The organism is Paenibacillus aceti (assembly GCF_003614185.1).
Lineage (GTDB): Bacteria > Bacillota > Bacilli > Paenibacillales > Paenibacillaceae > Fontibacillus > Fontibacillus aceti.
Genome location: NZ_KZ987724.1, coordinates 4,997,878 through 5,012,903, shown reverse-complemented (window position 1 = coordinate 5,012,903; position 15,026 = coordinate 4,997,878). Strand labels below are relative to the sequence as shown.

Here is a 15,026-nt window from a genome sequence, read left to right as displayed (position 1 = left end):
GTTATCCCAGGAAATTTTCGAACAAGGACAGCTTCGATAAGGAGGGTACCAGGTACCTGACAGCGATCCCTACCGCGATCCCCGTAAGTACGCCCATAATGAGCAGCATCGGCAAATAGTAGAATATCTTCGAGGTGTTGAAGTAAATACATGCAGCTGTCAACTGCCCGATATTATGCGCAATCCCGCCGACGATGCTGATGCCGATAAAGCTAAGCTTGTCTCGGCCGACCCACAGCAGGAACCACATCGCTACAAAGCTGAACAGCGCCCCCATAATACTGAACAGAAAGCTCGAAAATGTGCCGAAGATAAAGGCTGTCAGAAGAGTCTTGAGCAGCACCATCATCAGAGCATCCCGAGCACGTAAAAAGTAAAGACAGGTCAAAACCATAATATTGGCAAGCCCCAGCTTGGCGCCAGGAACCCCCATATTGAGAGGAATCAAAGATTCAACCAAACTTAGCACAACAGCCACCGCAGCAAAAATAGCGACGATAACTGTTCTTTTCAGAGCGATATTAGCTTGCTCATTTAACTGTTGCATCAATACCATCCTCCTCTGCCGGACCCTGAATCTCTACCATAAGCTTGTGCGGCAGACAGATGATTGTACCTCCTGTCCGATCTACGAATCCGAAAGAAAGGCATACTTTATCTGGACAATCCGCATCAATCATTTCAATCCCGTAATCATGAATCTTCAGAATATTAAGCCCGTGTTCATTTTCGACTTCCACGGTTTGTTCTTCTTGTGTAAGTTCTACCTCTTTAAATAATTTCCCATCTACCGTGATTTTAGCAGTTCTAAGTTCGTTGTGATTTTTTTCACTTGAATCTCGATCGAACCAGCGTGGAATAATAAAGGCTAACGCAATAACGACGACTAATCCGATCAGCAGAATATCTCCGCGTTTCATGTGCAACTCCTTATTTCCTTATTTTTTGATAATCTAAATCTTAGATGAACTCATTATACATGTAACTTTCATCACACAAGTGTGATAATTGTCTCATCCTCCATCTTTTCACAAAATAATCATTTTAAATAAGAAAGGAACTGATTTTATTGTGAAAACTTGTCCTTTTAGTAATGTTTCATTTCTGCTACAATCAAGGACGATAAAAGTCAGGCAGAAAAGAGGTTAATCCGATGAATATGAAGAAAGCAGCTATTTTGTTGGTAACGATGTCCATTGTCGGCTCCCTGCTCGCAGGCTGCGGAAATTCCGGCAACAACGCCAGCCCCAGTTCCGAAAGCGAAGCCCAAACTCTTGATCCTATGAAGGAAACCTTCTTTATTTTTGATACTGTAGTAAATATCAAAATTTATGACAAGCGGGCAACCAAGAAGAATTTCGACGAGCTCGGAGATCTTCTGAAACAAATCGACAACAAGATCAACAGAATGAATGAGCACAGCGAAATTTACAAGGTTAACGCAAATGCTGGAATCGCGCCGGTTCAAGTGTCGAAGGATACGTTCGATCTGGTCGCCTATGCTGTCGAATATGCCAAGCGTTCAGAGGGCCTGTTGGACCCGACCATCGGCAGGCTCGTCAGCTTATGGAATATAGGCCATGAAGGCGCCCATGTGCCTTCCCCCGAAGATATTGCAGCCATGCAGAAGCTGTGCGACTATCGGAAGCTTGAACTAAATGAAGCCAAGCACGAGTTGTACCTGACGGAAAAAGGGATGGAAATCGACCTTGGTTCCTACGGTAAAGGCTACGCCGCTGACCTCGTCTACGACTATCTGGCAGATCAAGGCTTTGATAGCGCGATTATCGATCTGGGCGGCAATGTATATGCCATGGGCCAGAAGCCCGGCGGCAAGGATTGGAACATCGGAATCCAGGATCCCGACCAACAGCGCGGCAAGCCGATCGGTACCGTGCCTGTTAATGACAAGACCGTCGTTACCGCAGGGATCTACGAGCGTTATTTCATTGAAGATGACAAAATGTATCCGCACATTCTCAATCCGAAGACAGGCTACCCTGTTGATAACAACATCAGCAGTGTTACAATCATTACCGACAGTTCAACCGATGCCGATACGATGGACACCGCGCTTGTTCTGATGGGGGTAGAGAAAGGCCTGGAATTCGCCGAGAGTATCCCCAATACAGAGGTGCTATTCATTACCAAGGACAAGAAACTGTATGCTTCACCCGGATTCAAAAAACTGTTAAAAAAGACGAATGACAGCTACACGTATGCTAACTGAATATACGGCTCATTTCAAGCCACTATCTGATTATACACTATCCTGGCGGTTCGTCTAAACTGCCGGGATATTTATATATTTTCTCCCACCTATCCCCTCCAAATACCTGCATTTCAGTTAGCCCCTCCCCATTTTGGTCATTTGTACGTTTCCGTGCTTATCACAACGTCATACAATGCATTACCACAGAAGGGAGGAATAAAAATGTATTATCAACAAGGATGCTGCCATCGTGAGCCAAGACCAAAAACCCGCTTCAAGAGAATCGTCGAGACTCAGGTGACTACGATCAAATTTGTACCAAAAGTGAGCAAACACTGTCATGTTACTGTGGATCACGGAGTGCTTCGTCATCGCCGGCGCCGTCATCACCATAAAAATTGCCACAGAAGCTACTGGTAATAATATAGTTGCCAGCCCCTTCAGATCCTTGAAGGGGCTGTGCATTAGGATACAATCCAGACCTTTTCCTTTATAAAAATTCAATTGCAATTCATATTTATAATTCATACATAGTCCATACTGTAGTATAATAAGCACCATTAGCATCTGATACTAATACCTCATCATATTCGTTGAGATGAAGTAACTGTTGAACTATGAGTTCAACAGCTGAGGATGCGCCGACAAAAGGAGACGGTATAGATGGATTACAAGCAATGGATAGCGCCGGAATTCTATAATATGGCCTCAGAGTTCGAACGCCATAATCCGGACAAGCTCGCCTTGAAATACTTAAATGAAGCGGGAGAACGCGATGAGATCACTTACGGACAACTGCTTGGCAAGGCTAATCAGCTTGCTCATGCGCTGAAAAAGCTGGGGTTGCTCCAAGGAGACCGGGTGCTGGTCATGGTACCCAGAAGTATTATGGCCTATGTGATTTATCTGGCATGTCTGAAATTGGGCCTCGCCATCATCCCTTCTTCTCAAATGCTAAGAGCTAAGGATATATCTTATCGGCTCCTTCATTCTGAAGCCAAGGCTGTCATCGTCTGGCCGGAAGGTGTCCAAGAGGTCGAACGGATCAAGGAGGAACTGCCCGCCCTGCAATACCGACTCACCACGTCGGATCTTCCTAAGGCTGATGATACCCAGCATGAATGGCTAAACATACATCAGCTTATGGAAGGACAAGCACTGCAGTTTGAGACTGTACAGACCCATCGCGATGATATGGCGATCCTGGCCTATACCTCCGGCACGACAGGGCAGCCGAAGGGCGTCGTGCATCGCCATGGCTGGGGCTACGCCCATTTACGGATCACCTCCCCTTGGATCAATATTCAGGAGTCCGATTTCGTCTGGGCCACTGCAGCCCCAGGCTGGCAGAAGTGGATCTGGAGCCCTTTTTTATCGATATTGGGTAATGGCGCGACCGGCTTCGTGTATGATGGCCATTTCGTTCCGAAGGAGTACTTGCGCTTGATTCAAGAGCTGCGCATCAATGTATTATGCTGCACGCCTACCGAATACAGACTGATGGCAAAAGCTACAGACGTTGAGGATTATGACCTAGCTTCTCTGCGCAGCGCCGTATCTGCCGGCGAGCCTCTGAATGAAGAAGTGATCCGCACCTTCCAGACGAAATTCAACATAACGATCCGTGATGGATATGGACAGACGGAGAGCACACTGTTGATCGGCAATCTGAGGGATGTCGGAGTACGCATCGGCTCGATGGGCCGGGCGATCTCCGAGGGTCTCGTGGAAGTTGTGGATGAGGATGGGCAAGTAGCACCTCCCGGGCAGGTAGGCGATATCGCGGTACACCGTGAAATGCCAGCTCTGTTCCATACTTACTATAAGGATCCTGAGAAAAAAGAGCTCGCCACCCACGGGCAATACTTCATTACCGGGGATCGGGCCAGTAAAGATGCCGATGGCTACTTCTGGTTTGAAGGACGCGGCGACGATATTATTATTAGCTCCGGCTACACCATCGGTCCTTTTGAAGTCGAGGAGGCTCTGATGAAGCATCCGGTGGTGAAGGAATGCGCCGCTGTCGCAAGCCCCGATGAGATTCGAGGGCATGTCGTCAAGGCCTTCATCGTCCTGCAGACCGGCGTAACAGAATCGGACGAGCTGATCAAAGAGCTGCAGCAGCATGTCAAGCAATTGACGGCTCCTTATAAGTATCCGCGCAAGATCGAGTTCATCGCTGATCTTCCGAAGACCAACTCCGGCAAGATCCGCAGAATCGAGCTGCGGAAGCTTGAGGAAGAGCAGAATTAATGAGAAGCCCCGTCAGAGAGGATTAGATCGCTCTGACGGGGCTTTTTTATATGTTATATGGTGGACTGGCGGTGAAGGGGAGGAAAATAACTGCTTATATGCAACTAAACGCGATTGCAGTCATATAACGCTACCCACTCTTGGGAACATCCTCACTTCGTATGAAGCTCAGCATATTGATCAATATAATATAGAAGGGATACAGAAATGCTGCCCCGATTAAGATAAGTCCCATGACTGGCGACGGCATCTCCCCTCGATCCGTGATCGGGAACAGACTGCCAAAGGCATAAATAACAGCTGCAGCATACGGAATCCAAAGCACAGAGGTCCAGAATTTTATTTTTCGACTCCCTAATAAAACCTTCGTCAGCCCATACATCAGAAACGATGTGGCTATCCATATCAGCAGCACCGTCCAACCGATCATCGTATTCGCCTTCGCCAAATCCATTTCTGTTACTCTCGCAAGTCGGTATGTGTTCATCAGCAGTTCGATTTGAATTGCAAAATGCAGACCATACAAAGTACTGAGACCGTTCAGCTTCAGAAATTTAACCATAAGACCTCCCGGATAAGACGTTATTTGAAGTTCTCCCGTGATTGAGGTATGAATTAGCTTGTGCTATGATAAATATTTTACCTGGTGGGCGGTCTATTTCTTTTCGTTTTGATTAATCGCCACGACTATCGTTACAATCAGCATCAGCAGTGCTATAATTAGCCCGCCAAATCCGATCATTATCGTCAATGCGTCCTTAATCTCCACAGGCATCACCTCCCTTCCGGGAGATTAGCCGACCACCCTTTTAAGCCTGTTCCATGTACAAGTTATATTATAGCAAACACTTCCACACTCCCTATTTATTAGCGGCCCTTTCCTCCTTCAGCTTCTTTAGTCTGGCTTCCAGGACACTGACCTTCGCCTGATTTGCCCCTAAGTTTTCATATTGCTTCTTAAGGATCGCTTGCAGGTCCTTGAGGCGTTCCGGGGTTCACCTCTTTGGTCTTCTCTTCTTCTAGTTTATCGATCACACGTTTCATTGTCTTAATGTTCGCTTTGTAGCTGTTAATCTCGGCCAGCAATTGATCCTCCTCGCTCGATGCGCTGGCCATTGTCTGAATCATCGGCGGCTTTCCAGAGCCTTCGATGATAATCGTCTTCCCCTCTACCGATAATGGACAACCGACCGCATCAGCCATCGCTCGAACCGGTGCGTAGACTGTTCCGTGTATGACAACGCCCTCCGAGACCGGGGTGCCATCCTTTTTCTTAATATTGTAGATTCCGGTTTCCGCCGCTGTTAGTGATTTGACGGTATCCGTGAACACAAACGCAAGCCCAAAGAGAAGCACCCCAGCAATTACCCCAGCTATAAATTTTCTCATGCTTAACCTCCTAGAATACTGCTTATATCAATTGTCGCCCATAATAGGCGTAGTTTTAATAGATTTATGGACGCGCGAGTAAACACGAAATAAAACCCCCTAGATCTATGTAGGAGGCTCTTTAGAGCATAACATTGGGAAGCATCGAACATCAAGACATTTAATTTTTAATATTCGTGTATTCACATATTGACATCAAAACTGGTTATGGACTTTAGGAAAACTTAATCTTTTTCTGCTAAATATTTTAAATCTATGACCTATACTTACCAGTATTCGCTCATAAGTTTACATAATCTAATAGTTAGGAGAATTTACTATGAAGATCACTCTGAAATCATGTTTTAGTAAACGAAGTTGCGCTATATTGCTATCAGCCAGCCTAACCTTGTCAGCTTCAAGCTCTGTTTTGGCAGCCGTATCTAATGAAGGATCACCTGGTGCTGTTGTTGAGACAGTAACTCCATTAAGTCCAACCTTTGACCATAACATTGCAGGAATTGATATAGCCAAATATGGATTTACTTTTGTTAAGAAACAGCAGTTAAATGAACAACAAACCGCGTATTTATTAAGGCATAGTTCAGGTGCACAGGTATTCTATTTTGATAATAATAGCGAGGATATGTCCTTTTCTATTGGATTCAAGACACCGCCTGAAGATGATAAGGGAGCAAACCATGTACTGGAGCATGCGCTTCTGTGCGGCTCAGAGAAGTACCCCTCGCGTAATATTCAAATTTCTCTTAAAGGCAATTCCGTGGCCAGCTTGTTGAATGCTATGACGTCAGATGATTATACAATGTACCCTTTTACGACTAGAAATAAGAGGGATTTTCAGAATCTAGCAGATGTATACATCAACGCGTTACTGAAACCTATGCTTTTACATGAAAAGAACATTTTCCTGCAGCAAGGCGTACGCCAAGAAATTAAAAATGGACAAGTTCAATATAACGGGATCGTGTACAACGAGATAAAGGGAAGAATGAATAAAGGTGGGGAGGCCAGTCAATTCCTGATGGAACAACTTTATAACAGTCTTTATGGCAGAACCTCCCTCAGTTTTACGAGTGGCGGCACGTTAGAAGGATTAGAGCAGCTCACTTATGAAGATGTGCTTAAGGTCTATCGCCAATTCTACAAACCTTCTAATGCGCTAATCTATCTCTCAGGCAATCAGGACCTGAACTGGACACTTGGCACCCTCGATTCTTATCTATCGAAATACAAGCCTGAGCCTAATGAAGATATCAGCTTTGACGACATGCCTAATATCCCATCAGGAACAATCTATACCGCCCTACCAGGAGAAAACAAACCAGATTCATACGGCGTTGGTCTGCTATTTTCTGGCCCTTCTATGAAAGATCCAAAGGCAGTCGCAGCCATGGACATAATCTCAAGTCTAACGAGTGAGAAAGTATCGAAAGTCTATCCAAGTCTGCTGACCGTCATTGGGAATGAAAGAGGAATACTTACACAAGGAATCCTTTTTCCAGATATAGCGACTGCTGAGAAGGAGAAAGTCATCACGGATTATATGCAGACACTGAGAGGCTTCGCGGGGAACGGCTTTAACCGTGAAGAGCTCATTTCCCAGATGGACCAAAGTAATGAATACTCAAGTTATAGCAGTGATTTAAGTAATATCACCAACGTAATGGATGGCTTTACATACGCCGATAATCCACTTCTCTATCTGGACAAAGCTGCCTACTATAACGAATTTAAGAAACCAGAGGGGCAGAGTTATCTGCAAAGTATCGTCAAACGCTATTTCCTTGATAACCCGTACAAAAGTACGGTCATAGCGGGAGACAACAGCCAGAACAAACCTTCTGCCAAGAAAAAGGCTCCTGAGAAACAATACAGCAAAGCTGAGCTGGCGGCCATTCAGCAGCAATCCGAGGCGTTTGAGAAATGGTTGACGACGCCTGAATCTGCCGAAGTCTTACAAGCCACCCCTAGACTTAAACTTGAGGATTTCAAACAGTCTTCCCTCAACTTCGACGCTACAAAAGAGACAATCGATCAAATGGTTTATACACATACTAACTTTGACATGAAAGGGGAATTTTCGATTCTCTTAGGATTTGACCAATCCGTCCTAGAGACTTCACAGGCGGTTGAAGCTAAATTGCTGGTCGATATCTATAATCAGGTTCTACAGCAACGAAACATTAAAGGAATTAGCTTCTTCTCCACTACCTATGGCAAATATAATAATAACGCGGAATATCATCCTACGCTAAATGTCATCATTCATGGCAAAGAAACTGAACTTGAAGATCTTTTGGAGCAATTAGATACGGTCGTAAACGATTCAAGCTTTCTCAATTCTGGTAAGTTGGAGGATTATCTGAAGGGAATTGAGCAAAATGTACATTACAATGTGGTAGATGAAGCTTTCATTTACGATTACGCCATAGCTAGTCAATCAGCAGCTAATCGGTATAACACCTTAGCCTCCGGCCCTATTGGCTCAGGCTCCTTGTCTTATTTACACTATCTGCGAGAAGTTAACTCAAGTAAAGATAAGCAAAAAGCAGCTTTGGAGAAAATCTCCGCTATACGAGACAAGGTATTCAATCGCAACGGTCTAGTCATCGATGTAAGTGGTAGTAGTTCTTTCTACAAGCAAGCTAGAGAATCCATGCAGCCGGTACTAGCTAAGTTGAACAGTAAAGTATATCCTAAGCCAACCATTCAGTTGCCTGCGGTTCCAAACTCTTTAGCTATTGTCGACCAAAGCCGCTCGGAGAACGTAGCCACCGTTATGCAGGTGGGCAATCTCGCTGATTCCAGTATCGCTTACTCCGGTAAGTTGAGAGTTCTGGCCAAATATTTGGAAACCTATTATTTGATGCCAATGATGCGTGATGCAGGCGCTTATGCCGGAAGTATGCAAATCAATGAAGACAATAGTGTACTGCTCAATGCTGCTCGAACTCCGGATATCCCAGCAACTCTCCAGGTTTTCAACGGGCTTGGCAAATTTCTGCGTGAATCGAAGCTAACTGAGCTAGAGCTAGAAAACATCATCATCACCACCGTGAATGATTTTGATTTAAACACAAGTACAGAAAATGGCGGTGTACAAGGAATCGGCGCAAGTATGTATTATAAGCAGTACTCTAAAGCTGACCTAAAGCGTGAACGCCAAGAAATCCTCTCAACAACCTTGGACGATTTGAAGTCTTATGCTCCAGCTCTTGAACAATTGACCTCAGAGAAAAAGATCTTCATTCAGTCCAATCAAACGATGATCGATAATTCAGGCATCAAGTTTGAGAGCATCATTGATTTGAATAGCATGAGGTAGTTCTAATGTTAAGACAGGGGGCTGTGTTAAAAGTCGATCTTCCGACTTGAAGACGCCTCTTTTGCGTACCCCAAAATGCGTGCATCCCCCTGTTCTGGCCGGGTCACTCGTACACGGACATTTATGTCCGTTAGCGTTGATTCTGTGTCACCCCGCCTTTGTAACGGACATAAATGTCCGTTACAAAGGAAATTGTCGCGAAAAATGGAATTTTTCGCTTCTAAGGGTCAAAAGTGTCCGTTAGAGGAGCGTAGTGGTTGTTTTCATGCTCTAACGGACATTTTTGACCGCTAGATCAGTGGAGAGTCCTGACCGACCGTGTTTGTCTCTTGCGCCACGCAAGCTTAATAGATGGTACAAAGATCGAAGCCGGCGCGAATAAATACTACGTCTGGGATTGTGGCTTTGCCCACAAAAAAGGTTAGACGAAAAACATGATGTTTTTCCACCATTGATTCAGCAATCTTGATTAATGAAGCTTTGGATAATTTGGAAGTATCTAACTCCATGTATCTCCCTCAATCCATTTCAGCATTCCACCTGTAGGCCGCTCTCCTACATAGGGTATATACCAACCACTTTTTCCGTTAAGAGATACTTTTTCTCCTTGAGACTTTATTTCAACCTTCTGAGTAATTTTCTTCGACTGTTGGGTTCCTGTATTTAATCCAAATGTACTATTTCTTTTTCGATAATCGAATTATTTTTTAATTGTCTCGCTCCAAACACATATGCATCATGGTCATCAAAATAGTTAATAAGAATCTCGTCTGTTTTAATAGTCGCACGATCAGGTACTTTTATTTCATAATTTGTAGCAGTTCCAAATACCGTTGGTGTATATATAACGAAGCTCGTTCCTTGTCCAAGCTTTTTAATTGCTGTATTGTCCTGTACCGAGAATCCCAGAGAATCCCATGGTATCTGCAAACTGAAATGCTATTGCCAAGAAAACCGAATGCAACATACTCATCACTCCCACTATAAATTAATGTTTTCTTTCATTTGCTCACGTTTTCTTAGAATCTCAAACACGATGTTCTCAAGAGATGGGGATATCATGCTGTTATGACATATTTTTCTCGAGGAACCGGTGACGGGAATAAAGCCTGGAACACATTTTCCAATCTGTGGATGGTACCTATGATCGCACCTTGGATATCCACAATTCCCTCGACGGTTTACCCTCCCATGTCACACTGGGTCTATGCCCTCACATTCCTTCGTTCTACCTCTCAAGGGGTGGATGCCGCTTCTTGCTCCTTTACTGGGTCGTTGCCCTTATGATGAAAAATCTGCGGCTACTCCGTGCTTCTGTTTGTCGCGTTTGAAGTCTAAGCACTGTGAAGCAAGATGAATCGTTAATGTTTGAATTAAGCAACCATCTGTAGCTGAGACTGGCGTACCGGTCCCAATACGTCATTTGCATTGTAGCGTATCTGTTTTGTTCCCAACGTATGCAATACTCGAATGAGTTTTCCACATAAGGCTACAATAGATTGTTTCTTCTTTAGCGGGTTCTGGGCTCGTTTCGTGTAATAGTGATGCAGCGCTTTAAATTCTGTATTTTTTGCCACCATGGGCATCATCGCACGGAACAGTAAAGCTCGAAGTCGAGACCGTCCCCGTTTGGTAATCGTGGACTTCCCTTTCTTCTTCCCAGAACTGTTCTCCCTTAGATTAAAGCCCGCAAGCCGTATAATCTGCTGACTATGATTATATCCTTTGAGATCGCCTACCTCGGCCAGAAATCCAGCCAATGTTACGACTCCAACCCCAGGAACCGTTAGCATTTCTTCCGAACCAGGGATCTGTTCAAGCAGTTCTACCACCTGTCTCATGATGTCGTCTATCTGCCGAGTAAACAAAGTATGCTGCTCCAGCAAGTTCTTCAATTCAATCTTGGCTGCCATTAAACCCTCTGTGAGGCCGATAGAGTCCTGAGCTGCTTGAACCAGTTTCTCTGCTCGCTTCATGCCAACCGCCCGTTTAACCTCTTGTTTCCACCGTTTCAAAACTGTGAAAGCTCCAAGTGTTACAATTTCTTGCGGGGTAGGAAATTCTGCAAGCGTGATGAGAGAGGCTTTTCCTTCCCAGTCAGCAAACACGTTTTGATATTCAGGAAAGAACCGGTCGAGCCAATTTTGAATCCGTCTTTGGACTTGACCCAGGTTTAACATAACCTTTTCTCGATGATTCATGAGGATGCGTAAATCCGCATAAACGCTCTTTGGAAGCCGGGGCTCCGAATAATGGCCGTTACGAACGAGATCTGCAATAACCTTGGCATCCTTGTAGTCGTTTTTCGTTGGTGAATTGTCTTCAAGTTCTTTACTCTTGCTAACATGATGAGGGTTTACGATAACTAGTTTAATGCCCTCATGCTGTAGAAACTCAGCCAGGGTAAACCAGTAGTGTCCGGTTGGTTCGATGCCGAAGATGACGTCAGTCTTGGCATGTTGCCGTTGAAGTTCCTTCATCCACGATACTAGTTTTAACAAACCTGAACGGTCGTTTTTAAATACACAATCTTTTCCCAATTCGATCCCACGAAAATCGATCCCGCGTGCTACATGGGTTTCTTTGGCGATGTCTGCACCGATAACCAGTGTATTTTCGGTAATTTGTTCAATACGTTGATTCTGTTTCTTAGATTGTTTATACTTCATATTGAGCGTCCTCCTTCTAACTTAGGGAATGAATGTCGACCATTCGGAACCCAGCATACAGGAGACGCTCTTTTTATTCAAACCTCAAATTAATTCATTACAGGAATGGCTCCTTTTAAGATGAAAATATTGTATCCGGCACTAAATATATTATTCATTTACGTATTAGTAGCGCTATAATTCCCTCGCCAACCCCAAGCCAGTTCCATGTAAAATACAGAGCGTTCACCAGCTGTTAGCCCTCGGGCTTGATCGGAAAGCATAAGAAAAAGCACCCAAATAGAGGGTGCTCATATTTATAGATGTATCAATTTTGAAAATTAATAAACAGTCTGTAAGTAGTCTCTAATCCCGGCCAGCCAAAGCTTCCGTTATGTCCCTTTACCTTGATATATGCAGTTGTTCCAGGCTGAATCCAGAAACCACAAAAATCTGTTTGCCCCTGGCCTTGATCGCCCGCTTCTATGGTGGCAGGAGTTCCGTCAGATCTTGTGTAGTAGGCCATGATATCATAGTTTATATACCTGTCGTTTTCGAGTGTTAAGAACACAAATCTACTGGAACTTTCATTGTTGTATATTTTAAACCAGTCTTCATCATCGGGGTGATCCGTGTAAGAGCTGTACGCAAAACCGTTGTCTGCCCACATAGCTGTTTCCCTCGTATCATTTTCACCCCTAATTGCGAAAGCACTTTGCGAGAGTGTGAACATCAAAACAAATGCAAAAACAACTGAAAATATCCTTTTAGATTTCATTTTCTTCCACCTCTCCATTTTAGTCGAACCGGCCGATTCGACTCTATTATACATAACTACCTAAATAATGTAAAATAATTGATATATTTAGTGGAATTCGGCATAAAATAACGCTACCTCTACGAATGCGAATAGCCTCGATAGAGTTCAGGACCGAGGCCAATTTTCTATCAACCTACCAACGTTCCTAATATAACTTTTTAGACACAATTCAAACAATATATCATGAACATTCGAATATCCTTTGTACAATGAAAAAATAAGACTTATCAATAGCGAGACCTGATAGTATGTTGCTATTGATCATTTTTATTTCAAATAAGTTGAAATAATTGCGGTATGGATCGTCCAAGTAAAACTAAACCAACAGTTGGAAACAATAACTGAACAATATGATCACACTGAACAGCGTTAACAGAGCAAAGGCTCCTAAGGTATTCAAAAATATATGTCTATTGCCAAATCGACTATTCAATTTCAAACTTGTTCATTCAAATACTACATTTTCACTTTGATTATTCCAAAAGATTTTAAATTCTATTGGATCATTAGACTTCTCCGAATCGGTTACAGTTCCAGATATCTTAAATGGAGGGGTATGTTCTTTTAGTGCTTTGCCTTCTTGAGATATGTTATTACCAATGACTTCATATCTAAAATTTTCAATAAGGTTTTCTTCACCCAAATAAACGATAGTGCAGGCGCCTGTACTCCGCTGAAAAGAAACTCGCCAATTATCACTTTCTTTGTGCTTGATATCATCAGCTCCACAAGCAGTTAGAACAGAAATTACTACGACTATGCAAATTAAGACTAACGACATTTTACCCAATTTCACAAATGTCCCCTCCTTTGGTATTGTTTATTTGTCTAACTTACATATTCTGAATTTAAGACATTGAGGTATGATTTTACCTATGCTATGATAAAAATAGAAGAGGAGCCGTGCTGATAACACGACTCCGTGTACACTCACCGCTTTAAAGAGCGGTCGGCTATGAAAGGTTTTAGCGAATCGAAATAGACCGCATCCTTGTCTGAAGTGCTCCCTGTCAAGTAGACAGTGTAAAAAACAAAATAGTTAGTTTGCATTCCTCAGCTCGGTTAAACCGAGCTGAGTTTTGTTCATTATGCAGCACGTCGGTATTCGTTAGGTGACAAGCCATCCAAACACTCTGTATAGCGATAGTTGTTGTAATAATGAATATATTCCTTAACGTCTTTGAGGACGTCTTCATAGGTAACGTGCTTTGTAAGATAATAGCTTTCTGATTTGTAAGTGCCCCAGAATCGTTCAATAGGTTGGTTGTCCAAGCATCGGCTTACACGAGACATGCTTTTCATAAATCCGTATTTTATATGGAGCCAATTATACTCATGTGAGGTATATTGGAAGCCTCTATCGCTATGAAGAAGTGGAGTGACCCCCGAATTCTTACAGTAGGCTTTCTTCACCGTATCCATGACGAGTTTATTGTTGTTGGAGGGGCTTAACACCCATGAGACGATAGAGTTATCGTATACATCGAGAATAGCACTCAGATAGGCTTTACGACCGTTCCCGTACTTCAATTCTGTAACGTCGGTACACCACTTCATATTAGGAGCATCTGCTTGAAATTCACGGTTCATTACATTTTCCGCTACATGAATTTCTGAAGCTTTCACATAGTTGGGTCGTTTCCTGCGAATGACTGCTTTCAATCCAAGAGCACACATGATTCGATAGTAACGCTTTTTGTTGTAATTTTTCTTGAGTTTTCGGTTTAATTGGGTGCGGATTTGACGGTATCCGAGTGCTCCTTTTCTCTTGTCATAGCGCAGCTTTACTTCCTTAGCGAGTGAAATCATTTCAAGTTCTCTGGTGGATGGCTTCCATTTCAGCCATTTATAATAGGCAGACCTAGCGACTCCAGCTAGCTTACACAGCTTTGTGATGGCGTAGCCTTTCTCCGAGTGCAGTTCTTGGATGGCTTGATACAAGTCTACATGTCGAACTAAGGTTAACGTGTATTTCGTCGCCGGATCTCTGCCAACTTTTTTGCAAGGGCGTTCTCCATTTCCAGGTACTCATTTCGCGCCTCTAGTTCTTTGATCCGAAGCTTGAGCCGTTCATGATCATTTAGCTCTTCTACAGGCTTATTACGTCCCCGATGATCATGAAGCGCATCCTCACCGCCAGATTGATATTTACGAACCCATGCATACACCTGTTGATAAGAAACTTTGTATTTCTCAATCGACTTCTGATAATCGAAATCATTAGCGATCGTATATTGAGCAATTTCAATACGTTCTTGGAGAGTGGTTTTACGTCCTTTATTCATATGAGATAGTCCTTTTCCTTTACGAGTAGGTTTCATTTCTTCCCCACTAGTATACTTGGAAATCCATCTCGTCAAAACACTTTTACTCGAAATA

13 protein-coding genes are annotated in these 15,026 nt (G+C 43.5%); 3 read left to right on the top strand and 10 right to left on the bottom strand.

Translation table 11 applies throughout. The features are described 5' to 3' along the window. Position 1: 1 nt before the first annotated feature. A complete protein-coding gene (locus BFJ94_RS22445; protein ID WP_120464633.1) occupies positions 2–547 on the bottom strand; it encodes a Gx transporter family protein in 546 nt (181 codons plus the stop codon). After that, the gene (locus BFJ94_RS22440; RefSeq protein ID WP_120464632.1) at positions 531–920 is read right to left on the bottom strand and encodes a NusG domain II-containing protein; all 390 of its coding nucleotides are present in this window, start codon (positions 918–920) and stop codon (positions 531–533) included. The genes BFJ94_RS22445 and BFJ94_RS22440 overlap by 17 nt, the downstream gene beginning before the upstream one ends. A 233-nt stretch (positions 921–1,153) precedes the next feature. On the opposite strand from BFJ94_RS22440, the gene BFJ94_RS22435 reads away from it, so the two are divergent. Both BFJ94_RS22435 and BFJ94_RS22425 read left to right on the top strand, forming a co-directional pair. Continuing rightward, entirely contained in the window at positions 1,154–2,230 is a 1,077-nt protein-coding gene (locus BFJ94_RS22435) for an FAD:protein FMN transferase (protein WP_120464631.1), read from the top strand. A 645-nt stretch (positions 2,231–2,875) separates the two neighbouring features. Beyond that, complete coding sequence (locus BFJ94_RS22425) at positions 2,876–4,465, top strand: acetate--CoA ligase (protein WP_120464629.1); 1,590 nt, start codon at positions 2,876–2,878, stop codon at positions 4,463–4,465. Between the two features lie 130 nt (positions 4,466–4,595). On the opposite strand, the gene BFJ94_RS22420 is transcribed toward BFJ94_RS22425, so the two are convergent. From BFJ94_RS22420 to BFJ94_RS22410, 3 genes are all read right to left on the bottom strand, one after another. Beyond that, positions 4,596–5,027 (bottom strand): hypothetical protein, encoded by a 432-nt coding sequence (locus tag BFJ94_RS22420; protein WP_120464628.1) that lies wholly within the window; start codon positions 5,025–5,027, stop codon positions 4,596–4,598. 93 nt (positions 5,028–5,120) lie between these two features. Next, positions 5,121–5,240 carry a putative holin-like toxin gene (locus BFJ94_RS22415; protein WP_438803689.1) on the bottom strand — a complete coding sequence of 40 codons (120 nt, stop codon included), beginning with the start codon at positions 5,238–5,240 and terminating at the stop codon, positions 5,121–5,123. Positions 5,241–5,422: 182 nt separating this feature from the next. Beyond that, positions 5,423–5,854, bottom strand: coding sequence for a hypothetical protein (locus BFJ94_RS22410; RefSeq protein WP_120464626.1), 432 nt, complete (start codon positions 5,852–5,854; stop codon positions 5,423–5,425). A gap of 319 nt (positions 5,855–6,173) precedes the next feature. Between BFJ94_RS22410 and BFJ94_RS22405 the strand changes: the two genes are divergently transcribed. After that, the gene (locus BFJ94_RS22405; protein ID WP_120464625.1) at positions 6,174–9,179 is read left to right on the top strand and encodes an insulinase family protein; all 3,006 of its coding nucleotides are present in this window, start codon (positions 6,174–6,176) and stop codon (positions 9,177–9,179) included. 1,373 nt (positions 9,180–10,552) lie between these two features. Here BFJ94_RS22405 and BFJ94_RS22400 read toward each other — a convergent pair. The 5 genes from BFJ94_RS22400 to BFJ94_RS22380 all read right to left on the bottom strand — a co-directional run. After that, positions 10,553–11,848: an IS110 family RNA-guided transposase gene (locus BFJ94_RS22400; protein ID WP_120460554.1), complete on the bottom strand. Its 1,296-nt coding sequence runs from the start codon at positions 11,846–11,848 to the stop codon at positions 10,553–10,555. A 307-nt stretch (positions 11,849–12,155) separates the two neighbouring features. Next, positions 12,156–12,605, bottom strand: coding sequence for a hypothetical protein (locus BFJ94_RS22395; RefSeq protein WP_120464624.1), 450 nt, complete (start codon positions 12,603–12,605; stop codon positions 12,156–12,158). Between the two features lie 487 nt (positions 12,606–13,092). Further along, positions 13,093–13,443 carry a hypothetical protein gene (locus BFJ94_RS22390; RefSeq protein ID WP_120464623.1) on the bottom strand — a complete coding sequence of 117 codons (351 nt, stop codon included), beginning with the start codon at positions 13,441–13,443 and terminating at the stop codon, positions 13,093–13,095. Between the two features lie 290 nt (positions 13,444–13,733). Next, positions 13,734–14,588, bottom strand: coding sequence for an IS3 family transposase (locus BFJ94_RS22385; RefSeq protein WP_120464622.1), 855 nt, complete (start codon positions 14,586–14,588; stop codon positions 13,734–13,736). A 20-nt stretch (positions 14,589–14,608) separates the two neighbouring features. After that, positions 14,609–15,026: helix-turn-helix domain-containing protein (locus BFJ94_RS22380; protein WP_205571047.1), on the bottom strand; the 418-nt coding region annotated here is incomplete at its 5' end.